The following is a 21,327-nucleotide window of genomic DNA, read 5'->3' on the forward strand; positions in this document are numbered from 1 at the left end:
AGCCAGCGAATCTCGCTGGCTTTATCGTTATCGCCCCTTCTAAGGATAAATTTTATTTGTCGTAACGGTGATTTATTTTCGTTAGTCACTGATAAATAAGGCTGATACATTCGCCGACCTTGGAGCTTCTCAGGGGAAACCATCTTCTCCTCTTCAAGACTAGTGTGCGGTGTATTCCAATTGCTTACTGTAAAGAGTGCTATAGTCTCTTAGTACTTCTTCCAACTTCCCAAACTGAAATTGTTACTGTGATGAAAGAAAAAATCGTCGTTGGCTGGCGTGAAACCGTTAGCTTGCCAGAACTTGGCATTCATAAAATTAATGCAAAAATTGATACTGGGGCCAGAACTTCATGTTTGCATGCTTTCAAGGTAGAAACATTTGATAAAGACCATGCCTTGTGGGTACGCTTTTGGCTCCACCCAAATCAGCACGACACCGAAGTAGAAGTGGTATGTGAGGCTGCAGTGATTGACGAGCGTATTGTTCGCGACTCTGGTGGTCACGAAGAATCACGTTATGTGATCACATCGATGTTTTCGATCGGAGGTCAAAGTTGGCCAATTGAGATCACGCTGACAAACCGCGAAAATATGGCCTTTCGTATGCTGTTAGGACGCACTTCGATGCATCACCGCATCATGGTCGATCCTGTTGAATCATTTTTAATCCCTTTCGAGGAAAACAAGTCATGAAAATTGGTATTCTGTCACGCAACTCCAAGCTCTACTCAACCAAGCGCTTGATTGAAGCGGCGAAAGAACGCGGTCATGAAGTGAAAGTAATCGACGCACTACGATGCTACATGAACATCAACTCAGATAAACCTGAGATTCACTTTAAAGGTGAAGAGCTATCTGGCTTTGATGCAGTCATTCCTCGTATCGGGGCTTCCGTTACCTTTTACGGCACGGCTGTATTACGCCAGTTTGAAATGATGGGCGTTTACCCAGTCAATGAGTCGGTGGCAATTACACGCTCACGTGACAAGTTACGTTCAATGCAGTTGCTATCACGAAAAGGGGTCGGTATGCCGATCACCGGTTTTGCCAGCAAGCCCGATGACGTCAAAGACCTGCTCGATATGGTTGGTGGCGCGCCTGTGGTAATCAAACTTCTTGAAGGTACTCAAGGTATTGGTGTTGTCCTTGCAGAAACACGCAAAGCCGCTGAAAGTGTTGTCGAGGCCTTTATGGGTCTTAAAGCTAACATTATGGTTCAGGAATACATCAAGGAAGCTGGCGGTGCGGATATTCGTTGCTTTGTCATTGGCGACAAGGTGATAGCGGCAATGAAACGTCAAGGGGCAGAAGGTGAATTCCGCTCAAACTTGCACCGTGGTGGTAGCGCCTCTTTGGTAAAAATCACCCCAGAAGAACGTCGCACTGCGGCAGCGGCAGCCAAAATTATGGGCTTGAACGTCGCAGGTGTCGATCTACTGCGTTCTGCGCGCGGCCCATTAGTCATGGAAGTGAACTCATCTCCTGGTCTTGAAGGTATCGAGGCTGCTACTGGTAAAAATATCGCGGGAATGATTATTGAGTTCATCGAGAAGAATGCGGCAAGCAAAAGGACCAAAACTCGTGGCAAAGGCTAAGAAAAATAGCGCATTTGAATTTCTCGGCGAGTTTGTCTCGCCGGGAGAAAGAAAGGTCATTGAGTTAGAGGCGGCTAGGCTCTATACGCACTCACCGCTCTCTATCCCTGTCGAAATCATTAATGGTCACCAAGCGGGTCCGGTCCTTATGATCAACGCGGCCATCCATGGTGACGAACTCAACGGGGTAGAAATCGTACGCCAAATGATCGACACCATTGACCCCAGCAAGCTCAAAGGCACCTTGATCGCCGTGCCAATCGTCAACGTATTTGGCTTTATTCACAAATCTCGCTATCTCCCAGACAGACGAGATCTCAATCGTTGTTTCCCTGGCAGTGACAAAGGATCGCTTGCTTCACGCATGGCGCACACTTTTTTCTCTCAGGTTGCTAAACGGTGTGATTACATTATCGACCTGCATACGGGAGCGATTCATCGCACCAACTTGCCTCAAGTTCGTGCCGATTTAAGTAATCCAGAAACGCTGCGAATTGCTCAGGCTTTCGCAACGCCCGTGGTGATTGACTCGCCATTAAGAGAGGGCTCACTACGGAGCGAAGCTGAACGTCTCAATATACCAGTGCTGACGTATGAAGCAGGCGAAGCATTACGCTTTGAGCCCATCTGTATCAATGCTGGCTATTTAGGTGTCAAACGCGTTATGCAGGCGATTGGCATGTTACGCAAAAGCCGTAAGCGTCTGCCCACTTCGGTGATAGCCAAATCAACCAGTTGGTTACGTGCCGAAAGTAACGGCATTTTGCGTACCGTCGTTACCCTTGGCGAAAAAGTAACACGCGGTCAGGTGTTGGCCTATATTAGCGCCCCATTAGGACACAGTGAAATTGAGCTTAAAGCACGTAAGGGCGGGATTGTCATCGGGCAACAGACACTCCCCTTGGTCAACGAAGGAGACGCCATTTTCCACTTGGCGTATTTTGAACAAGACGACCAAGAGGTAGAACAAGTAGTTGAAGATTTTATCGGTGAAGTTTCTGATGCCGATCTTGAGCCACTCACAACCGGCCAAATTAATACCCCGTCATAAATCATATTAAGCCCGCTTATCGCGGGCTTAATCGTTATTGGGGCGCTTAATTAACCAAACGAGGCCCAAATGACGGTTGCCACTAACATCGGGCAGACAAACTTGACATAAACAGGCCATAGCTTGCCAAACCAGCCCTGAGAAAATTCCGGGCAGCCTTGCTCAAGTTCTTTGACTTTGGCTTGACGGCTCCACACCCAACCACCAAACAGACAAAACAGTAGCGCCGCGAGCGGTTGTAAATACTGAGTAGCGACCATCGCCACTAAGCCAAACAGCGCAGAAAAATTATAAACAATGACGATGCTAAACAAGGCAATGATAGCGCCAAGCACCCAGCTTGTGATGCTACGTTTGGTCTCAAAGCGTTCACTGACTAATGCCACTGGACACTCCAACATCGAGATAGAAGAGGTCAATGCGGCAATCGTTAACAACAAGAAGAACACGATCGCAAACAACTGCCCTAATAAGCCTAAGCTATCAAACATCAAAGGTAGAACGGTAAACACTAACGTATCTGAGCTCAAAAGTGAGCCGTCTTGCGCATAGATCTCGACGCCACTTTGCATTGCCACAAACATCGCAGGCATCACCACTAAGCCGGCAATAAAGGCCACCGCGGTATCCACCAAGGTGACATTCATCGCCATTTTTGGCAAATTCTCTTTTTTACTGAGATAAGAGCCGTAGATCAGCATCGAACAGCCGCCGATCGTCAACGAGAAAAAGCCTTGGCCCATGGCTGCTAAGATTAGCTTACGATCCATGACTTTCGTAAAGTCGGGGATCAAATAATGCTTTAGCCCCTCCATCGCACCATTCTGCGTCATGATGTAAACAAACAATAGCGCAAACAATACAAACAGAGCTGGCATCAAACGTGTCGACCATTTCTCGATCCCTTGTTTAACCCCACCTTGAACAATTAAGATCGTGAGCACATAAAAGATTACCGTACCGAATAAGTTGCGCTCAACGCTAAAGCCTTTAAACCAAACAGTGGCCGCTTCCATTCCCAGTACATCAGTCACAGCGCCAAACAAGAAGCATATTAGCCAGCCACCGACAATGCTATAAAACGCCAGAACCGCACTGGGCACACTAAGACCAACCCAACCTACCGCTGCACCTAATTTTTTGCCAATAGGGTTGTTGGTAAGTGAGCGCATACTATCAACTGGGTTTGCCTGCCCATGACGACCGATGGCCATTTCCACCACCAGCATTGGAAAGGCGACAATGAGAATCATCAGTAGGTAGACAAGCAAAAATGCCCCACCACCATTGCTCGCCGCCTGAGTTGGAAAGCCCCAAATATTGCCTAAACCAACCGCAGCTCCCGCTGCCGCTAATATAAATCCAAGACGTGAGCCAAAATGTTCACGTGTTTGAGCATTGTCACTCTGTGTCATACTACTTCAATCGCACTTACAAACTAGTTAGCTAGTACATTAAAGTAAAATGTTGTCGATAACAATAAACCTAGTGAATTCTGCAGCCTAGTTGGCTAAAGTTTAGCTTAAATGACTTGTAAATATTTTATGACACTACTGCTCATCGCTAACCTCAACTCGATTGCGGCCAAGCGATTTCGCTCGATACAGTGCTCTATCGGCCACTAGCAGAATATCTTGCTGCGCGACAAGGGTTTCGTCCCCCATATCAGCAACACCAACCGAGATAGTAATGTAGTCGCTAATGGGCGAATGCTCGTGGGCTAACTGCATTTTCACTATGGCGTGGCGCAGTTGCTCACCTTCATGATATACGTCAATCGGCTTGTTAGAACGCAACACCACACAGAATTCCTCACCGCCAAAGCGAGCGACAAACTTATCGCATTCACTGGGTGCTTGTTTTAGTTGCTTCGCCACCTTGCGCAACACCTCATCCCCTTCAATATGACCATAGTGATCGTTATAGGGTTTAAAGTAATCAATATCGACCAATATCACGCAAGCATAACCGTGATCCGCCTGTTCCAGTAGCTTTTGCCAATGCTTGTGCAAACTACGACGGTTGCCAACAGAAGTCAGGGAATCATGCTCAGCTAGCCACTCTAGTTCACGCTGATTGCTCTCTAGCTGGCGCAGAACATCATTGATACGCATAACAAAGTCACGGACCTCAAACGAGATAAAATGCTGCTCAGCCCCGACTGAGGCACCATATTGATGAGTAGACTCAAGTGCTTTGCGTGCCCGCTTCAAGGGTTGAATCATTAAATGCGCCACCGCCAAATTAAACACAAACATGAACACTGCAAAAGCAAGTACCGCAGAAAACTCACTCCAGGTGATAAAAGGGGGCAGTTTTATCGCATGTTGAATAATGATACAAACCGTCGGTTTATTCTGAAAATCGAGTTTTTCCAATACGCTGACATTAGGTTGCAAAGCGCGATTTGAGGTGAGGTTGCTCGGTTTCGCGATCACATCGACGTTAAGGCCAGTTGCCTGTTGCAAAGTAGCAATCACATCGGTGCCTATGGTTTTGATGAACATCATGTAACCTTGGGTACAGTTGTACCCTTCACTATTACAGACTCGACTGGTCGCGACTAAAGCAGGTTGACCGTTGATCACCATAAACTTGACATGAGGGGTAATGAAATCAGTCCGAGCACGTAAACTGTCAACTAACAGTGGGCCAAACTTATAACGTATATCATCATATGGGAGAGTTTTACGTGTTGTGTAGTCGTACAACTGCCCCCAGACTAAAGAGACTTGGGGATCAAAAATAAACACCCCACTGAGTTGGTTGGAAACAAAGGTGTGTGCATTAAGGCTATCTTGCAAAAACGATTCGTTTTGGTCGCGAATAAAATCACCGACGTCATCCCAGGCGGCATAATCCATCAAGACACTCGCCAGTTCAGACTTTTCTAGATCAAGCACCGTTTTAACCCGTTGCACTTCTTCTTGTTGGTGCGCGAGCGCCTTATCGACCTCGGCATCGTGTAACCAAAAGTAATGAAATAACAGGTAACCACAGACAAACACACTGGCCATGAACAGTGAGGCTAGAATGCTAAGGTGTTTTAGGGAGAGGTGAGATATATACATTTAACAAGGTAGCCATCTAATTGAGCACGAATTAAACACAATCAAGAATTAGTTGTCTAGATAAAGAGCGCGTTATGCGCCCTTTAGTTCGAAAAACTCAACAATCAAGCGGGTCTCAGCCGCGGTAATCTTAGATTGTAAAAATCTGATAATACTTCAACTGAGGCACTTTTTGATGCAGTTGCTGCTCTTGATCCGCCAATTGATCCAATGAATCACAAAACTCTGCGCTTTGCTCTTCTACTTGCTGGACGTGCTCCGCCAAGCGCTCGGATATTCGTTGCTTCAACTCACTCATCGCATTGGCCATTTCAGTCAAGTTCAAACCGCCTTCTGCTTTCATCTTTTCAGACATTGCATCAAACGCACTACTAATAAACTCTTCGTTAAATAACGCTTTAGCTTTATCGAAATCTTGAGCCCAGCTATCGGTTAATGTATCAAAGCTATCGGCCGGAAGGATAAGATCGCCTTCTTTGTAATAGCGCGACTCAATCTCAGCATAAAACTGTTGCATAGATTGCTTGACGCTTTCAAAGGCCTCTGGCGCATCAAAGCTTTGCGCTACATCGTCAACGATATCATTCGCAAGCGCCAAGCCCTCTTGTGCCATCTGTTTCGCCCGAGGAAGATACTCGTTGAGACTGTCACGATACTGGGCGATCGCTTGTTGCTGATCGCTATTAAGCTCAATGCGCTCACCATGGATAGTTAAAGTATTATCACTATCAACAACGGCCGTTTCTCCTCCAGCCTGCTGGATTTCCAACCGTTGTTCATTAAGGTGAATTTCATTTTTCAAATCAATGTTGCATTGAGCGGCAAACACCTGACTGGACACCAATAGTAGTGGTAACGTCACTAATTTCTTTTTCATCATCCTACCCTTTTTTTGCAACCCATAGCTTATCAGCTGCACATTAGCCATTGTCAGAAAATGGTTTCAATTTCATAGCAATAATCACTGCCAGCAATGTGATAGTGAATTTCATCACCAATCTGTTTCGATTTTAATACCTTTCCGAGTGGTGACTCAAAGGTAACTAACCTCACATCTTGATTGTCGAACCACACTTTCATCCCACCCGAACAAGGCGAGGTAAAAAACCAGCGGCGATGGTCTTGACTATCTAACAGCAATACCGCACAACCTAATGTTACTTGTTGTGGTGAGTCACACAGTGGTAATTGCGTGATAAGTGCAATCTCCTGCTCGCACTCTTGGACTCGCATCGCTTGTCCATGGGCGAGATAAGATGCCTCAAGCGCTAACGTATCGTATTTATGCTCTGGGACCGTCTCTTCATCCGTTGCCGATTCTAACGCGCGTTGGGCAGAACGCTGAGCAACATGCAACTTCTGTTGTAACAAGGTTAAGATTGTCTGACGCAGTTCCAACTTATTCATACTAAAATCATATTCCAACGCAGAAATTGTCTTTAGAATACCTGCCAATAGTGAATAAAAACAGTAGGAATAAATAGCTATGGGTGACGTATCTATCACACAACAGATCGAACACACGCTTAAGCACACCTTTGGTTTTGACCACCTTCGTCCTGGCCAGCAACAAGCGATTGAAACCATTTTAGCGGGTCGATCAAGTGCAGCAATTTTTCCTACTGGTTCTGGGAAATCACTCTGCTATCAATTACCTGCACTGATGCTTCCCCATCTTACGTTAGTGATTTCACCCTTATTGGCCTTGATGAAAGATCAATTGGCTTTTCTTCAACGCCATAATATATGCGCTGCCTCGATTGATTCGAGCCAAACTCGAGAACAAACCCAATCGGTGATGAATCAAGCCCGTAACGGTGAATTGAAGATCTTAATGATCTCGGTCGAACGGCTTAAGAATGAGCGATTTCGTCAATTTATTAAGCAAATTCCGATTTCATTGTTAGTGGTCGATGAAGCGCACTGTATTTCAGAGTGGGGACACAACTTTCGCCCTGACTACCTTAAACTTCCTCACTATCAACAAGAATTCGCAATCCCTCAATGTTTGTTGCTGACGGCGACCGCGACCAATGCCGTGATCGATGATATGCGCAACAAATTCTCCATCGCCGATCAAGATGTCGTCACAACTGGTTTTTATCGTGCCAATTTAGATTTGAGTGTTATTCCCTGTCGCGACGAGGAGAAGAATGAGGCTTTACTGAATGCCTTATCTCCTGGCGCAACTCAGCCCTCTATCGTCTACGTCACTTTGCAAAACAGTACCGAGTCATTGGCAAACATGCTACGCGAAGCGGGAATTAACGCTCAGGCTTACCATGCGGGGCTTGATTCTGATATTCGCCAACGCATCCAAGAGCAGTTCATGCGTGGCGACATTGATACTATCGTCGCTACCATTGCATTTGGTATGGGGGTGGATAAAGCCGATATTCGTCGTGTCATTCATTACGACTTACCCAAATCTATTGAAAACTATGCTCAAGAGATTGGTCGCGCTGGTCGTGATGGCCAACCTTCGCAATGCATCTTGCTCGGTAACAAAAGTGGCATCTGCACGTTGCAAAACTTTGTTTATGGCGACACACCAGAACCCAATGAAATTGCAGCAGTCATCGAGCAAGCGCAGTCTAATGCCCCCCAATGGGAAGTGGTGATATCTCGTCTTTCAAGCGAAACCAATATCCGCCAACTGCCACTGAAAACTCTGTTGGTTTATATGGAAATGTTCGCTTTGATTGCCGCCAAGTACAGCTACTTTGCCGACTATCGATTTAAGTTTATTCAAAATAAATCATTCATTATCGAACAGTTTGATCCTCAACGTAGTGATTTTGTGCGCGCTCTTTTTGATTGCTCAACTCAAGCTAAAGTCTGGTGTCAGGTCGATTTTGATGCGCTTTGGCAACATTTTTCTGGTGAAAGACAACGCGCCATCGCCGCACTCGATTATTTCAATGAAAAGGGTTGGATAGAGCTCGAAAGTAAGCTCATGACTGAAGTGTATCAAGTTAATCCAAGTGATCAGTCTGTCGAGCGGTTAACTCAACAGTTATGGGCTCTGTTTGATGAGAAAGAACGCAGCGATATTGAACGTATCGACAACCTATTAGCGCTGTTTGAATCTGACCAGTGTCTGAGTTTTAAGTTGGCGAGTTACTTTGGTGATACACAAGCACCAAAACTATGCGGCCATTGCAGTGTCTGTCGTGGTGAGGTCGCCACCCTGCCTCAATCCGTTGCACCAGATGCGACTGACGCGCAAATACAAGCTTGGCTTAATGAGTTACAGCAACGGGCTCAGCAGCCGCTTTCTAGAGCTTTACAAGCTAAATTTTTGTGTGGCATTGCGACGCCGATACTTGGCAAACTCAAAGCGCGCAGTTTGAGCGGCTTTGGCAAACTTGAAAGAACACCTTTTGCTCAGGTCACAGATTGGCTTGAACAACACCAAGTTAGTTAAAAGAAACTAAGCTGTTTGGCGAGTTCTTCTGGCTTGAGCATCACACTCAAGCCAAGTAATCGAATCTCACGTCCTTGCTGACGCTTTAATACATCATGCAGTAGCTGTTTGAAATCTTCCAACTCAAGACAAGGATGGATATGCTCAATCGTGGTCTGTTGGAAGTCAGCAAATTTGACCTTAATTCCCTGCTTAATGATTGCTTTATCGGGTGAAGATTTGCTCAAGCGTCGTTCCAGTTCAGGGTAAAGCTTACTCTCGATCACTTGCCAACATTGATCGTACGTGAAAATGTTGTGACTGAATGTTCGCTCAACGCCGACGGACTTACGCTCTCTTTCAACCACTACTGGTCGATGATCAATGCCATGACTTTTGTTCCACAGAGAGGCGCCCAAACGGCCAAACTGGAGTAAAAGGTCACGGTAATCACTCCGCTTGATATCGGCGCAGACATAAAACCCAGCTTGATGAAGCTTCTCTAAACTGACTTTACCTACACCGGGTATTTTTTCTAACGCTAGCTTATCGACCTCTTGCTGAACACGCTCTGGTGGGATCACATACTGGCCATTGGGCTTGTTCATATCTGACGCCACTTTGGCGAGAAACTTGACGGGTGCAACACCCGCTGAAGCGGTCAATTGCAACTCATTAAATATATCACGTCGAATGGCTTCAGCAATCAAGGTTGCTGACCCTTGGCATTGAGTTGCATCGGTGACATCAAGGTATGCTTCATCAAGCGACAGCGGCTCAATCAGCTCAGTGTAACGTGAAAATATCTCACGAATCTGTTTAGACACCTGCTGATAAACCTGCATACGTCCGGGGACAACAAGTAACTGGGGGCAAAGTTGCAGCGCCCGAGCGGTTGGCATCGCACTACGAATTCCATACTGACGTGCTTGATAGTTGCAGGTACTCAGTACCCCACGTTGCTTTTCGTGTCCACCGACAGCCAGTGGTCGATCGCGGTAGTTTGGGTTATCACGCATTTCAACCGCAGCGTAAAAGCAGTCCATATCAACGTGAATGATTTTATTTATACGCTCTGACATGCATTTAATTACCAGGGTACTGGTTAAAAATACAGTATAAGTAATATATCGGCCTCTGGAAACCGATATAAACCATCAAAAATTACCAACTGGCTATCGAGCCACTTTGCTTTTTAGTCTCGCAGCATCACATCCAACTGATCGACAGTTTCTGCCCAATCGGCATCTTCTTCTATCGCCTGCTTAAGAAATGCCGCTTGAGACTTACTCCAGAAGCTTGCCTCATGCAGTAATTCAGTATCTCGACGCTGTCGGTTTTGCGCAACAAACTGCTTAATCTCTTTGTCTGAACTTCCCAGTCCAAGTTGTTTAAACAACTGAGACATATCGTGTTGATATAACTCCATGCTACCTCCAAGAATGTACTTATGATGATGAGTATAGCTGACCTCAACTCATTATCATTAAAGCCATCGTGTTGTTTCAGGATTCCTTTATAAACTACCGTTAAAAAATAACCCGGACACTGCCGGGTTATAGAAAATCAACTTAACAAAAACAGACTATTAAGCAATTCTGTCTTTTTCCCAAGCTGCGAGCTTTTCTGCTCGCGCAGCTTCGCGTGCTTCACGCTTTTTACGTGCGTCACAAGGTTCTGGGCAGTTACAGACCTTTTCGATGCCAACGGCACCTAAGCCGCCACAACTGCCTTTTACTACTTTTTTCTGGATGATATAGCCGATTGACATTGCTGCAATCACTGCCATAAATACACCAAACGTAATCAGAAATGTACTCATAATAGGCTCACTCAGATTTAATTAATTCATGTATCGCTGATACGCCGACGACGCAAGCTCTTGATATCCATCGTCGGTTTTGACGATCATCAACACTGGGATATTGTTCTCTTCGGCTACCTTCATTCCTTGAACGTCACCCAACACCATCAAGCCGGTTGCAAGCCCATCCGCTGTCATTGAAGACTTATCCAAAACGGTCACAGACACCACTTTGTTGTTAATTGGCTTGCCTGTTTTAGGGTCAATGATGTGAGAATAACGCACACCATCATGCTCGAAATAGTTACGGTAGTCACCAGAAGTCGCAATGGCCATGTCGCCAGGCTCAATAATTTCTTGAATCGCTCGTTCTTCAACCGAAGGCTTTTCAATCGCTATACGCCAAGCAACACCCTCACGATTGACGCCTTTGAGGCGCATCTCGCCTCCAACCTCTACCATATAGTTTAGGATACCTTGCGACTGAATGTAATCAGCGACTACATCAACACCCCAGCCTTTGGCGATCGTTGAAAGATCGACGTAAAGATTTGGAATGTCTTTACGTAACATGTTGCCTTCAACCGTTAGGTGATGAATACCCGTTATCGCTCGACGCTCACTTAGTTCGGCGTCAGTTGGAACGATCTCTGGACGCCCTTCGGGTCCAAAGCCCCACAAGTTAACTAGTGGGCCTACCGTCACATCTAAAGCACCTAAAGTCAGACCGTTTAAACGCAGCGCTTCTTTCACGACGGTGGCGGTTTGCGGCGACACTTCAAACGCAGCCGAAGCATCACTTTGATTAAACAGGCTCAGTTCTGAATCTTTACGATAAGTCGACATCTGATCGTTCACTTGTTCGAGAAGACGATCGATCTCTTCTTGCAGCAGCTCCGCAGAGGGCTGTCCCTGTGCGGTAATATATTTGATGTTGTAAGTCGTGCCCATCGTTGGGCCGCTTAGGTGGATTTGTTCAATCGGTTTTTCACAACCGGCTAGAACCAATAAAGAAGCAAATGCAACAAGCCACTTTTTCACTTGTTAGACTCCTGTAATTTGAGGAACGGGAATAGCGCATACGTCTGTATCGAACGCATCGACTATTACCATTCTTAGAAAAAACAATGGCTGACTAATAAGCAGTCAGCCATCTTATATATGCAATTTCAAGTAGTTGGAGTTGTAGCAAGGCGGCAAATAAACCCAAGCCTATGAGCATAGATCTTCTATGCAATTAGGTTGGGTTTATGAAGCCAACGACGCTACAGCTTCAAATACACTGAAGTTTAGCCGCCGAAGTCATCCAGTAGGATGTTTTCGTCTTCTACACCAAGATCTTTGAGCATACCAATAACGGCAGCATTCATCATCGGTGGACCACACATGTAGTATTCACAATCTTCAGGCGCTTCATGGTCCTTCAGGTAGTTTTCGTACAATACGTTGTGGATGAAACCGGTGTAACCATCCCAGTTATCTTCTGGCATTGGATCAGACAGAGCACAGTGCCAAACGAAGTTGTCGTTTTCTGCTTGTAGGCCGTCGAAATCTTCTACATAGAACATTTCACGCTTAGAACGTGCACCGTACCAGAAAGACATCTTACGTTGAGACTTAAGACGCTTTAGTTGGTCGAAGATGTGTGAACGCATCGGCGCCATACCAGCACCACCACCAACAAAGACCATTTCGTTGTCTGTATCTTTAGCGAAGAACTCACCAAATGGACCAGAAATCGTACACTTATCGCCTTCTTTCAGCGACCAGATGTATGAAGACATGATACCAGGTGGTACGTCAGGATTATTAGGCGGCGGCGTAGCAATACGCACGTTTAGCATAATAATGCCTTCTTCTTCTGGGTAGTTCGCCATAGAGTAAGCACGGATCGTCTCTTCGTTGACCTTAGACTCGTAACGGAAAAGATTGAATTTATCCCAATCTCCACGGTACTCCTCAGGTACATCGAAGTCAGCGTATTTAACATGGTGAGCAGGTGCTTCAATCTGGATGTAACCACCGGCACGGAAAGGTACGGTTTCGCCATCAGGAATTTGTAGCTTAAGCTCTTTGATGAATGTCGCTTGGTTATCGTTAGAGATAACGGTACATTCCCACTTTTTAACGCCAAAGATCTCTTCAGGAAGCTCGATATCCATGTCAGTTTTCATTGCAACCTGACACGCTAGACGCTCACCTTCACGCGCTTCACCTTTAGTAATATGGTCAAGCTCGGTCGGTAGAATGTCACCACCACCTGATTTAATTTTTACGCGACACTGACCACAAGAGCCACCGCCACCACAGGCAGAAGAAACAAATACACCCGCGCCAGCAAGTGCGCTAAGTAGTTTACCACCTGGTTGTGTAACGATCGCCAGTTCAGGGTCACCGTTCACAGAAATTGTAATGTCACCTGTTGGTACAAGCTTAGACTTAGCGAAAAGAATCACTAGTACTAGCGCCAGTACGATCAGAGTAAACATCACGACACCAAGAATAATGTCCATTGACTATTCCTTTATTGTTGCGGTTTACCCGACTTACAGTTGAACACCAGAGAAAGACATAAAGCCTAACGCCATTAAACCTACCGTGATAAACGTAATACCTAGACCACGTAGACCCGGAGGTACGTCAGAGTACTTCATCTTCTCACGGATACCTGCAAGAGCAACGATTGCTAACATCCAGCCCACACCTGAGCCGAAACCGTAAACAACCGATTCAGCAAAGTTGTAGTCACGCTGTACCATGAAAGATACACCACCGAAGATTGCACAGTTTACCGTGATCAACGGAAGGAAGATGCCTAGCGCGTTGTACAGAGGTGGGAAGAAACGGTCAAGAACCATCTCTAGAATCTGTACAAGTGCTGCGATTACACCGATGAAGGTGATGAAGTTTAGGAAGCTAAGATCGACACCTTCAACTAAAGCATTTTCTCGTAGTACTAGGTTGTAAACTAAATTGTTTACTGGAACGGCGATGGTTAGAACAACCACAACTGCAACACCTAGACCAAAAGAGGTCTTTACTTTCTTAGATACGGCAAGAAACGTACACATACCCAAGAAGAAAGACAAAGCCATGTTTTCGATGAAAATCGATTTAACTAACAGACTAATGTAATGTTCCATGACGTCCTTACTCCTTCGCTTCTACTTGTTCTGGTTTCAGAATACGGATTACCCAGATTAAGAAGCCGATTAGGAAGAATGCAGATGGCGCAAGTAGCATCAAGCCGTTTGGCTGATACCAACCACCATTGCTCACTAGAGGTAATACTTCTAGGCCAAATAATTTGCCCGAACCAAATAGTTCACGGAAGAAACCAACAGTGATAAGAACGAAACCGTAACCAAGACCGTTACCAATACCATCAATTAACGAAGGCACTGGTGCCGACTTCATCGCGAAAGCTTCAGCGCGGCCCATAACGATACAGTTAGTGATGATTAGGCCGACGAATACCGATAGCTGCTTAGAGATATCGTATAGGTAGGCTTTTAGCACTTGGTCTACCACGATTACTAGTGATGCGATAATTGCCATCTGAACGATGATACGCACGCTGTTAGGAATGTGGTTACGGATTAATGATACCGAGAAGTTAGACAGAGCAGTTACAAAGGTTACTGCCAGCGTCATAACAAACGCAGTCTCTAGTTTGGTGGTCACTGCCAACGCAGAACATACACCAAGAACTTGTAGCGCGATTGGGTTGTTGTCCAATACTGGCGCTAGAATGCTCTTTTTAACATTTTGTGCACTAGACATTAGTTCAGACCTCCGTCACGAACTTTTGCTAGGAATGGACCAAAGCCCATGTCACCTAACCAGAAGTCAAATGTGTTTTGAACACCGTTACTAGTTAGTGTCGCACCTGAAAGGCCGTCAACACCGTGTTCAGAGCCTGCTGGAGCACCACCTTTAACCACTTTGATTGCTGGTTTATGGTTGTCATCAAACAGTTTTTTACCCACGAACTGATCACGCCAAGATGGGTTTTCAACTTCACCACCCAATCCTGGTGTTTCACCTTGCTCGTAGTAAGTGATCGCTGACACTGTATTACCGTCGGTTTCAACCGCGACAAACGCGTACATCATTGACCAAAGCCCTTTACCATGTACAGGTAAGATAACTTTCTGAACGTCATCTTGATCTTTAACTAGGTAAACAACGGCAGTGTTTGCACGACGACGAATGTCAGCCTTGTCTTCATCTGCAGGCAGAGCGATAGAAAGGTTATCCTTTTTAGCCGCATCGCGCTGATCAAACTCAGACGCACTCGAACCATTGGCAGCTGTTTCAACAAAGCTACCCGTTTCGAGATCGACCAGTCGAGGTTCGATGTATTGTGCAAACAGCTCAGGTACTTTTTGACCTTTCACTTCAATGCCTGCCACTTCGACGATCTTAGATTGTTTATCTAGTACCGCGTTAGCTTTTTGCTTATCGCGTAGACCGACTGCTGCTGTTGATACGATGATTGAACATACTAGGCTCAATCCGATAACAACACCCAGCGTCTTTTTAATGCTGTCGTTATTACTTGCCATAGCGTGCTAGTCTCCGCTTGATGTTCTTCTCGATGACGATGTGGTCGAACAGAGGTGCAAACAGGTTCGCAAATAGAATCGCCAGCATCATACCTTCTGGGTAGGCTGGGTTAACTACACGAATCAAGACACACATTGCGCCGATTAGCGCGCCGTACCACCACTTACCTTTATTGGTAAATGAAGCCGATACAGGGTCTGTCGCCATAAAGAACATACCGAATGCAAAGCCACCAAGAACAAGGTGCCAATGCCATGGCATGTTGAACATTGGGTTGGTATCTGAACCGACCACATTGAACAGCGTTGCTGTCACGATCATACCGATCATTACACCAGCAATGATGCGCCATGATGCGATTCTCATGTAGACGATCATCGCAGCGCCAATCATCAGAGCAAGCGTTGATACTTCACCGATAGAACCTGGGATATTACCGATGAATGCGTCCATCCAAGTAATAGGAGCACCAGAAACCATGTTCATTAGCGCGCCGTTACCACCTTGAGCCCATTGACTAAGTGCAGTTGCACCAGAGAAGCCATCTGCTGCAGTCCAAACAACATCACCCGAGATTTGCGCTGGGTATGCGAAGAATAGGAATGCACGGCCAGCCAAAGCTGGGTTAAGGAAGTTACGACCAGTACCACCAAAGATTTCTTTGGCAACAACCACACCAAAGGTAATACCTAGTGCTGCTTGCCATAGAGGAAGAGTCGGTGGAACAATCAGTGCAAACAGAATGGAAGTAACGAAGAAACCTTCGTTTACTTCATGCTTACGCACCATACAGAACAGTACTTCCCAGAAGCCACCAACGATAAATACCGTTGCATAAATTGGCAGGAAGTAAGTCGCACCAAGTAATAGCTTACTGCCGACCCCCGCATCTGCAGCAATCGTACCGCCGAACATTTCAGTCAGCCAGTAGTGCCAATTACCTGCAACAACCGTTGCTAATTGGTCAGCTGAATGCATGTGGGTGAGTGCTGCGATAGCTTGGCCACCCGCGTTGTACATACCCCAGAACATTGCTGGGAATACTGCGAACCAAACCATGATCATGATGCGTTTTAAATCAACACTATCACGAACGTGTGAGCTTTTCTTTGTCACTAGACCTGGCGTGTAGAACAGCGTTGCTGCTGCTTCGTACAGGGCAAACCACTTTTCGTGTTTGCCACCAGGTTCAAAGTGATGCTCGATGTCTTCAAGAAACTTTTTAAGCGCCATGAAAATTACCCTTCCTTCTCGATTTTATCTAGGCATTCACGAAGGAGTTCACCGTACTCGTATTTACCTGGACAAACAAAGGTGCACAACGCTACGTCGTCTTCATCTAGCTCTAGGGCACCCAGTGTTTGCGCACTGTCGGAGTCACCTGCACATAGATCGCGAAGCAGCAATGTTGGCTCCATATCTAAAGGCATTACGCGCTCGTAGTTGCCAATTGGAACCATCGAACGGTCACTACCATTGGTCGTGGTTGTCATGTTAAACAGCTGACCTTTGAAGACATGACCAAGGAATGAGCGAGTGACAGAGAACTTGTTCTTACCAGGCATCGCCCAGCCAAACAGCTCTTTCTCACGGCCTTCACGTAATACAGAGATCTGCACGTGGTAACGACCTAGGTATGCGTGAGGACCCGTTGCATGAGTACCTGATAGTACCGAACCGGAAATCACACGAACTTCACCTGGCATTAGCTCGTTGTCCGTAATGTCATCTAGGCTAGCACCTAGTGACGTACGAACTAAACGAGGGTTATTCACAACAGGGCCTGCCAGAGAGATAACACGATCAGTGTATAGCTCACCAGTTAGGAATAACTGACCAAACGCAATCACGTCTTGGTAGTTAATGCTCCACGCCACATTCTCTATATTCACTGGATACAGGAAATGCATGTGGGTACCAGCAAGGCCTGCTGGGTGAGGGCCATCAAAAACGTGCTCTTCAACATTAGGTTGAGAAGAACGAGGAAGACTTGTACCAGATTTACAAACGTAAACCTTGCCATCAGTCAAAGTTGAAAGTACATCCAAACCAGCGACAAACGCTTCTTGTTGCTCATTAATGATCAACTCAGGCTGTGCTGCTAACGGATTGGTATCCATCGCAGTGACAAAAATTGCCTTAGTAGAAGACTCGATTGCTGGAACCTTGCTGAACGGACGAGTACGTAAAGCGGTCCAAAGGCCAGAATCAACCAGCTGAGTCGTTACCGTGTTACGGTCTAGACTTGCTAGTTGGCCAGCTTCGAACTTATCAAACGTTACCTGCTCTTCGCCTGACACTTCAATCACAACAGATTGAAGGACACGCTTAGCGCCACGGTTAACTTCGATCACTTTACCAGCTGCCGGTGAAGTAAATTTCACCCCAGGGTTCTTCTTGTCTTCAAAAAGAATCTGAGCTTTTTTTACTTCATCGCCTACGCGGACATGCATGGTTGGACGCATGCCGACGTACTCTTCGCCAAGCAAGGCGACTTTTTTGATGGTTTTACCATCATTAATCACCTGGGATGGAGTTCCTGCCACTGGCAGATCCAACCCTTTCTTTATTGTAATCATACGCACTTGCACTACTTTTATCGGGAAAAAGATTCTTTAATTGCGTAACTTTTAGACACGACACTAGTGTCCGGTTTTGGTGATGTTTAAAACACCAAAATCGCAACATCCTATTAAAAACCTCGCTACAGGAAGTCAGCGAGATTTATCAGGTGCGATAGTCTATCATCTTTTTAGATTTGGATGCCATGATGAATGACAGAGTAAAGCGTGATATTTGGAAGTAATTGAGTTTAAAAGGCTAAGGAATAGTCATAACTTTGAGCCACCGCACAAACCGAGATATTGGCGAAATTGGGCAGAAAAAACATTCATTCACACACTGAAATATTTTGTTTTAAAAACAATTACTGTGCCAATTTGTTTCTAGCTTGTTAATACTTACTGATAGTAAGGATAAAGGGCAATATTGCCCTTTATAACGCGATGATCACTTAGATCCACCCAAACACATCGGACTGTCCGGCGCAATGCCCTGCTGCTCTTGCCACTCTTTTACCGTATAAGCGTGAATCGAAAGTGCATGGATATGATTCGACAATTCATCTGCAAGCGTCTGATTGATTTGACGGTGACGTGCGATTAAACGCATCCCTTCAAAATTGTCACTGACCACCACAACTTTAAAATGGCTTTCAGACCCCGCGGGCACATTGTGCATGTAGCTTTCATTAACCACATTCAAATGCGCAGGTTCAAAGCTATGTTGGAGTTTGCTTTCTATTACTTCTTGCAGCATCTTGCTTCACCATCAGATATAAACAATAGAGTAAACTCGATAATAATCTCGATAAGCACAAAGCTAAAGGTTTTAGTTTTCACATGCAGTTGCTTTTGCGACAATCGCGCCATTACGGATCACCTGAATCCCACTATTATAACGAAAACTGAGTTCGTATTATGAAAACTGAGTTAGCGCTCCACGAGCGTACCCTCTCGCTACATCGATACCCCAAGCGAAATAATGAAACGCTTCAGGCTTGGGACGCGGGCGATGAGTACCTTATCAATCACGTCGAGGCAATGAACCTCGACACGCCAAAGCACATTGTTATTCTTAATGACAACTTCGGTGCTCTGAGCTGCTGGTTTAGTCACCAACACCGCATTACCATGATGAGCGACTCTTATATTGCTCATCAAGCAGCCAAAGCAAATTTAGCACTGAATGATGGCCCAGAGATCACATTGGTAACGACCATGGATCCTATCCCTCATGATGCTGACTTAGTACTGATGCAATTACCCAAAAACAATCGTCATTTAGTGTGGCAACTTAGTCAGCTACACTCTGGATTGAAAGCGTCAGTCCCGATTATCGCGGTCAATAAAGCCAAGGAAATTCATAGTTCTACCCTTAAACTGTTTGAAAAACACCTTGGTGAAACCAAAACGTCATTGGCGTGGAAAAAACACCGCCTAGTCTTTAGCTATGCCACTCATGAGCAACCGACGCCTGTCAGTGCCGATACCCGTTGGCAAGTCGATAACGAAAATATCGAACTCAACAACTTACCCAATGTCTACTCGGGAGAGAGCTTAGATTTAGGCGCACGTTTTATGCTCCAGCACCTGCCGCAAAGCCCTCATTTACAACATGTGTTAGATTTGGGCTGTGGCAATGGCGTATTGTCGGTTAAGCTGGGAAAACTCAACCCACAGATCAAAATCACCTGTGTTGATGAGAGTTTTATGGCGGTCGAGTCGGCTCGCCAAAACCTAAAGTCAAACCTTGGTGATGAGCGCGATATCACCTGCATCGCCAATAATTGCTTAGACGGTATGGTGGCACAAGACATCGACTTAATTGTCTGTAATCCACCCTTCCACCAGCAGCAAGCCATTACTGATCACATCGCTTGGCAGATGTTCTGTGATGCAAAGCAAATTCTTACCTCTGGTGGGCAATTATTAGTTATCGGTAACCGCCACCTCGGCTACGATGGAAAGTTAGCAAGACTGTTTGGTAAGTCGAAGATCAAGGTTGCTGCGTCGAACAATAAATTTGTTATTTTACAAGCGACTAAATAGTCCACTATTATCTGTCTGAACATTTGAAAGCTCTCAGAGATACCAAAGAAAGGAAATTGTAATGAGAAAACTGGTTCTAGCCGCTTCAATGGCATTACTCGCAGCGTGTTCAGCGCCGCAACATGAGCAAATTAGCTTTATGCCAAAGGCTGTACTGAGCAATAGCGATTTAGTTCAAGATGCGGCCTTTACCCTAACAAGTAAAGATGTTCGTTCCGCACAATATGTTGCTCTAGTCGACAGTGGTCGCTCTAATATCGAGCCGATTCACTCCAAGCAAAATGTTCGAATTTCGATTGAAAACGCACTGTTGGAACAATTCCAATCCCAAGGTTTCCGCAGCACAGTTAACAGTGAAAACTCACTGCAAGTTGAGGTTCAAGAAGCACTGGTTTCTGTTAAGCATACGGTCATGGAAAACGAGATGGACGGTAAAGTCGTACTCGAGATCACCGCTGAAACGCCGCAGGGGAAATTGACCAAGACTTACACTGGCACAGCAAAGCGTACTGGTGCACTTAGTGCCTCTAATGAAGAGATTGAGACCGTGCTCAATGACGTCATTAACTTAGTCATGCAAGAAATTGCCAATGACCGCGAGCTACAAAACTACATGCAGGAGCGTTTCTAATGTGGAAAACGGCCATCGCCTCACTTGCGCTCGTCACTAGCGTTGCGTTTGCAGGACCGAAAGTCGCTTTTGAAACCAATCTTGGTTCGTTTACGGTTGAACTTAACCAAGAGAAAGCACCTGTAACGGTCGCCAACTTCATTAAATATGTTGAAGATGGCAGCTATGTCGGTTCTCAGTTCCATCGTGTTATTCCTGGCTTTATGGCTCAAGGTGGTGGTTTTGATAAAAACATGCAGTCACTACCGACATATTCGCCAATCAAGAACGAAGCAGCGAATGGACTAAAAAACGCTACAGCAACCGTTGCCATGGCGAGAACCAATAACCCAGATTCAGCAACTCGACAGTTCTTCATCAACTTCGCTGACAACAGCTTCTTGGACTACGATCAACGTCCACCTGGTTATGCGGTTTTTGGCAAGGTCACTCAAGGATTTGATGTCATTCAAAATATGGGACAACAACCCACTCAGTCCGTTGGACGCTATCGTGACGTCCCTGTCACCCCCATCATTATAACCAAAGCGACACTTCTAAAATAACGGCTAAGGCTCTACCCACAGTGGTTAGAGCCTTAATTTTCTT

22 protein-coding genes are annotated in these 21,327 nt (G+C 45.6%); 7 read left to right on the forward strand and 15 right to left on the reverse strand.

The genetic code is table 11. The features are described from left to right. Positions 1-251 precede the first annotated feature (251 nt). Genes BS19_RS06165 through BS19_RS06175 form a run of 3 tightly spaced genes read left to right on the forward strand, consistent with a single transcriptional unit; the run spans position 252 to position 2,648 of the window. Complete coding sequence (locus tag BS19_RS06165) at positions 252-695, forward strand: ATP-dependent zinc protease family protein (RefSeq protein ID WP_038174044.1); 444 nt, start codon at positions 252-254, stop codon at positions 693-695. Continuing rightward, entirely contained in the window at positions 692-1,597 is a 906-nt protein-coding gene (gene rimK, locus BS19_RS06170) for a 30S ribosomal protein S6--L-glutamate ligase (protein ID WP_038174045.1), read from the forward strand. The genes BS19_RS06165 and rimK overlap by 4 nt, the downstream gene beginning before the upstream one ends. Further along, a complete protein-coding gene (locus BS19_RS06175) occupies positions 1,557-2,648 on the forward strand; it encodes a succinylglutamate desuccinylase/aspartoacylase family protein (RefSeq protein WP_038174046.1) in 1,092 nt (363 codons plus the stop codon). Before rimK ends, BS19_RS06175 begins: the two co-directional genes overlap by 41 nt. Before the next feature lie 50 nt (positions 2,649-2,698). Here the strand turns inward: BS19_RS06175 and BS19_RS06180 are convergent, their stop codons facing one another. From BS19_RS06180 to BS19_RS06195, 4 genes are all read right to left on the reverse strand, one after another. Further along, the gene (locus BS19_RS06180) at positions 2,699-4,063 is read right to left on the reverse strand and encodes a sodium-dependent transporter (RefSeq protein ID WP_038174047.1); all 1,365 of its coding nucleotides are present in this window, start codon (positions 4,061-4,063) and stop codon (positions 2,699-2,701) included. Between the two features lie 135 nt (positions 4,064-4,198). Beyond that, positions 4,199-5,665, reverse strand: coding sequence for a sensor domain-containing diguanylate cyclase (locus tag BS19_RS06185; protein ID WP_245609258.1), 1,467 nt, complete (start codon positions 5,663-5,665; stop codon positions 4,199-4,201). Between the two features lie 184 nt (positions 5,666-5,849). After that, positions 5,850-6,596, reverse strand: a complete 747-nt coding sequence (locus BS19_RS06190; RefSeq protein WP_038174287.1) for a YggN family protein — start codon at positions 6,594-6,596, stop codon at positions 5,850-5,852. Between the two features lie 53 nt (positions 6,597-6,649). Beyond that, the gene (locus tag BS19_RS06195) at positions 6,650-7,126 is read right to left on the reverse strand and encodes a GreA/GreB family elongation factor (protein ID WP_038174050.1); all 477 of its coding nucleotides are present in this window, start codon (positions 7,124-7,126) and stop codon (positions 6,650-6,652) included. A gap of 79 nt (positions 7,127-7,205) precedes the next feature. Between BS19_RS06195 and BS19_RS06200 the strand changes: the two genes are divergently transcribed. Beyond that, entirely contained in the window at positions 7,206-9,146 is a 1,941-nt protein-coding gene (locus BS19_RS06200) for a RecQ family ATP-dependent DNA helicase (protein ID WP_038174051.1), read from the forward strand. Here the strand turns inward: BS19_RS06200 and dinB are convergent. The 11 genes from dinB to bolA all read right to left on the reverse strand — a co-directional run bounded on the left by dinB (position 9,143) and on the right by bolA (position 18,816). Next, on the reverse strand, positions 9,143-10,207 hold the full coding sequence (gene dinB / locus BS19_RS06205) for a DNA polymerase IV (protein ID WP_038174052.1): 1,065 nt from the start codon (positions 10,205-10,207) through the stop codon (positions 9,143-9,145). The genes BS19_RS06200 and dinB overlap by 4 nt on opposite strands. Before the next feature lie 113 nt (positions 10,208-10,320). After that, positions 10,321-10,554: a DUF2789 domain-containing protein gene (locus BS19_RS06210; protein ID WP_038174053.1), complete on the reverse strand. Its 234-nt coding sequence runs from the start codon at positions 10,552-10,554 to the stop codon at positions 10,321-10,323. Between the two features lie 159 nt (positions 10,555-10,713). Beyond that, a complete protein-coding gene (gene nqrM / locus BS19_RS06215; protein ID WP_038174054.1) occupies positions 10,714-10,947 on the reverse strand; it encodes a (Na+)-NQR maturation NqrM in 234 nt (77 codons plus the stop codon). 21 nt (positions 10,948-10,968) lie between these two features. Beyond that, positions 10,969-11,970, reverse strand: a complete 1,002-nt coding sequence (locus BS19_RS06220) for an FAD:protein FMN transferase (protein WP_038174055.1) — start codon at positions 11,968-11,970, stop codon at positions 10,969-10,971. 248 nt (positions 11,971-12,218) lie between these two features. Then, positions 12,219-13,442, reverse strand: coding sequence for an NADH:ubiquinone reductase (Na(+)-transporting) subunit F (gene nqrF, locus BS19_RS06225; protein WP_038174058.1), 1,224 nt, complete (start codon positions 13,440-13,442; stop codon positions 12,219-12,221). 33 nt (positions 13,443-13,475) lie between these two features. After that, positions 13,476-14,072 (reverse strand): NADH:ubiquinone reductase (Na(+)-transporting) subunit E, encoded by a 597-nt coding sequence (nqrE, locus tag BS19_RS06230; protein WP_014232790.1) that lies wholly within the window; start codon positions 14,070-14,072, stop codon positions 13,476-13,478. Positions 14,073-14,079: 7 nt separating this feature from the next. Continuing rightward, the gene (locus BS19_RS06235; protein WP_005380269.1) at positions 14,080-14,712 is read right to left on the reverse strand and encodes an NADH:ubiquinone reductase (Na(+)-transporting) subunit D; all 633 of its coding nucleotides are present in this window, start codon (positions 14,710-14,712) and stop codon (positions 14,080-14,082) included. Further along, on the reverse strand, positions 14,712-15,497 hold the full coding sequence (locus BS19_RS06240) for a Na(+)-translocating NADH-quinone reductase subunit C (RefSeq protein ID WP_038174060.1): 786 nt from the start codon (positions 15,495-15,497) through the stop codon (positions 14,712-14,714). The genes BS19_RS06235 and BS19_RS06240 overlap by 1 nt, the downstream gene beginning before the upstream one ends. Next, positions 15,487-16,731 (reverse strand): NADH:ubiquinone reductase (Na(+)-transporting) subunit B, encoded by a 1,245-nt coding sequence (locus BS19_RS06245; protein WP_038174061.1) that lies wholly within the window; start codon positions 16,729-16,731, stop codon positions 15,487-15,489. Before BS19_RS06245 ends, BS19_RS06240 begins: the two co-directional genes overlap by 11 nt. A 5-nt stretch (positions 16,732-16,736) precedes the next feature. After that, positions 16,737-18,077 (reverse strand): Na(+)-translocating NADH-quinone reductase subunit A, encoded by a 1,341-nt coding sequence (locus tag BS19_RS06250; protein WP_038174062.1) that lies wholly within the window; start codon positions 18,075-18,077, stop codon positions 16,737-16,739. A 430-nt stretch (positions 18,078-18,507) separates the two neighbouring features. Then, the gene (gene bolA, locus BS19_RS06255; RefSeq protein WP_038174064.1) at positions 18,508-18,816 is read right to left on the reverse strand and encodes a transcriptional regulator BolA; all 309 of its coding nucleotides are present in this window, start codon (positions 18,814-18,816) and stop codon (positions 18,508-18,510) included. Positions 18,817-18,977: 161 nt separating this feature from the next. Here bolA and BS19_RS06260 point away from each other — a divergent pair, with 161 nt between their 5' ends. The 3 genes from BS19_RS06260 (at position 18,978) to BS19_RS06270 (ending at position 21,284) form a co-directional block, all read left to right on the forward strand. Next, positions 18,978-20,108: a methyltransferase gene (locus tag BS19_RS06260; RefSeq protein ID WP_038174066.1), complete on the forward strand. Its 1,131-nt coding sequence runs from the start codon at positions 18,978-18,980 to the stop codon at positions 20,106-20,108. A gap of 61 nt (positions 20,109-20,169) precedes the next feature. Beyond that, positions 20,170-20,739 carry a YajG family lipoprotein gene (locus BS19_RS06265; RefSeq protein WP_038174067.1) on the forward strand — a complete coding sequence of 190 codons (570 nt, stop codon included), beginning with the start codon at positions 20,170-20,172 and terminating at the stop codon, positions 20,737-20,739. Then, positions 20,739-21,284 (forward strand): peptidylprolyl isomerase, encoded by a 546-nt coding sequence (locus tag BS19_RS06270; protein ID WP_038174068.1) that lies wholly within the window; start codon positions 20,739-20,741, stop codon positions 21,282-21,284. The genes BS19_RS06265 and BS19_RS06270 overlap by 1 nt, the downstream gene beginning before the upstream one ends. The last annotated feature ends 43 nt before the right edge of the window (positions 21,285-21,327 follow it).

It is taken from the genome of Vibrio pacinii DSM 19139 (assembly GCF_000711795.1).
In the GTDB taxonomy this organism is placed as follows: domain Bacteria; phylum Pseudomonadota; class Gammaproteobacteria; order Enterobacterales; family Vibrionaceae; genus Vibrio; species Vibrio pacinii.

What these genes read in the sequence shown, in the direction of transcription:
- BS19_RS06165 (WP_038174044.1), top strand. Translation starts at nt 252, where the DNA reads ATGAAAGAAAAAATCGTCGTTGGCTGGCGTGAAACCGTTAGCTTGCCA.
- rimK (WP_038174045.1), top strand. Translation starts at nt 692, where the DNA reads ATGAAAATTGGTATTCTGTCACGCAACTCCAAGCTCTACTCAACCAAG.
- BS19_RS06175 (WP_038174046.1), top strand. Translation starts at nt 1,557, where the DNA reads ATGCGGCAAGCAAAAGGACCAAAACTCGTGGCAAAGGCTAAGAAAAAT.
- BS19_RS06180 (WP_038174047.1), bottom strand. Translation starts at nt 4,063, where the DNA reads ATGACACAGAGTGACAATGCTCAAACACGTGAACATTTTGGCTCACGT.
- BS19_RS06185 (WP_245609258.1), bottom strand. Translation starts at nt 5,665, where the DNA reads ATGGCCAGTGTGTTTGTCTGTGGTTACCTGTTATTTCATTACTTTTGG.
- BS19_RS06190 (WP_038174287.1), bottom strand. Translation starts at nt 6,596, where the DNA reads ATGAAAAAGAAATTAGTGACGTTACCACTACTATTGGTGTCCAGTCAG.
- BS19_RS06195 (WP_038174050.1), bottom strand. Translation starts at nt 7,126, where the DNA reads ATGAATAAGTTGGAACTGCGTCAGACAATCTTAACCTTGTTACAACAG.
- BS19_RS06200 (WP_038174051.1), top strand. Translation starts at nt 7,206, where the DNA reads ATGGGTGACGTATCTATCACACAACAGATCGAACACACGCTTAAGCAC.
- dinB (WP_038174052.1), bottom strand. Translation starts at nt 10,207, where the DNA reads ATGTCAGAGCGTATAAATAAAATCATTCACGTTGATATGGACTGCTTT.
- BS19_RS06210 (WP_038174053.1), bottom strand. Translation starts at nt 10,554, where the DNA reads ATGGAGTTATATCAACACGATATGTCTCAGTTGTTTAAACAACTTGGA.
- nqrM (WP_038174054.1), bottom strand. Translation starts at nt 10,947, where the DNA reads ATGAGTACATTTCTGATTACGTTTGGTGTATTTATGGCAGTGATTGCA.
- nqrF (WP_038174058.1), bottom strand. Translation starts at nt 13,442, where the DNA reads ATGGACATTATTCTTGGTGTCGTGATGTTTACTCTGATCGTACTGGCG.
- nqrE (WP_014232790.1), bottom strand. Translation starts at nt 14,072, where the DNA reads ATGGAACATTACATTAGTCTGTTAGTTAAATCGATTTTCATCGAAAAC.
- BS19_RS06235 (WP_005380269.1), bottom strand. Translation starts at nt 14,712, where the DNA reads ATGTCTAGTGCACAAAATGTTAAAAAGAGCATTCTAGCGCCAGTATTG.
- BS19_RS06240 (WP_038174060.1), bottom strand. Translation starts at nt 15,497, where the DNA reads ATGGCAAGTAATAACGACAGCATTAAAAAGACGCTGGGTGTTGTTATC.
- BS19_RS06245 (WP_038174061.1), bottom strand. Translation starts at nt 16,731, where the DNA reads ATGGCGCTTAAAAAGTTTCTTGAAGACATCGAGCATCACTTTGAACCT.
- BS19_RS06250 (WP_038174062.1), bottom strand. Translation starts at nt 18,077, where the DNA reads ATGATTACAATAAAGAAAGGGTTGGATCTGCCAGTGGCAGGAACTCCA.
- bolA (WP_038174064.1), bottom strand. Translation starts at nt 18,816, where the DNA reads ATGCTGCAAGAAGTAATAGAAAGCAAACTCCAACATAGCTTTGAACCT.
- BS19_RS06260 (WP_038174066.1), top strand. Translation starts at nt 18,978, where the DNA reads ATGAAAACTGAGTTAGCGCTCCACGAGCGTACCCTCTCGCTACATCGA.
- BS19_RS06265 (WP_038174067.1), top strand. Translation starts at nt 20,170, where the DNA reads ATGAGAAAACTGGTTCTAGCCGCTTCAATGGCATTACTCGCAGCGTGT.
- BS19_RS06270 (WP_038174068.1), top strand. Translation starts at nt 20,739, where the DNA reads ATGTGGAAAACGGCCATCGCCTCACTTGCGCTCGTCACTAGCGTTGCG.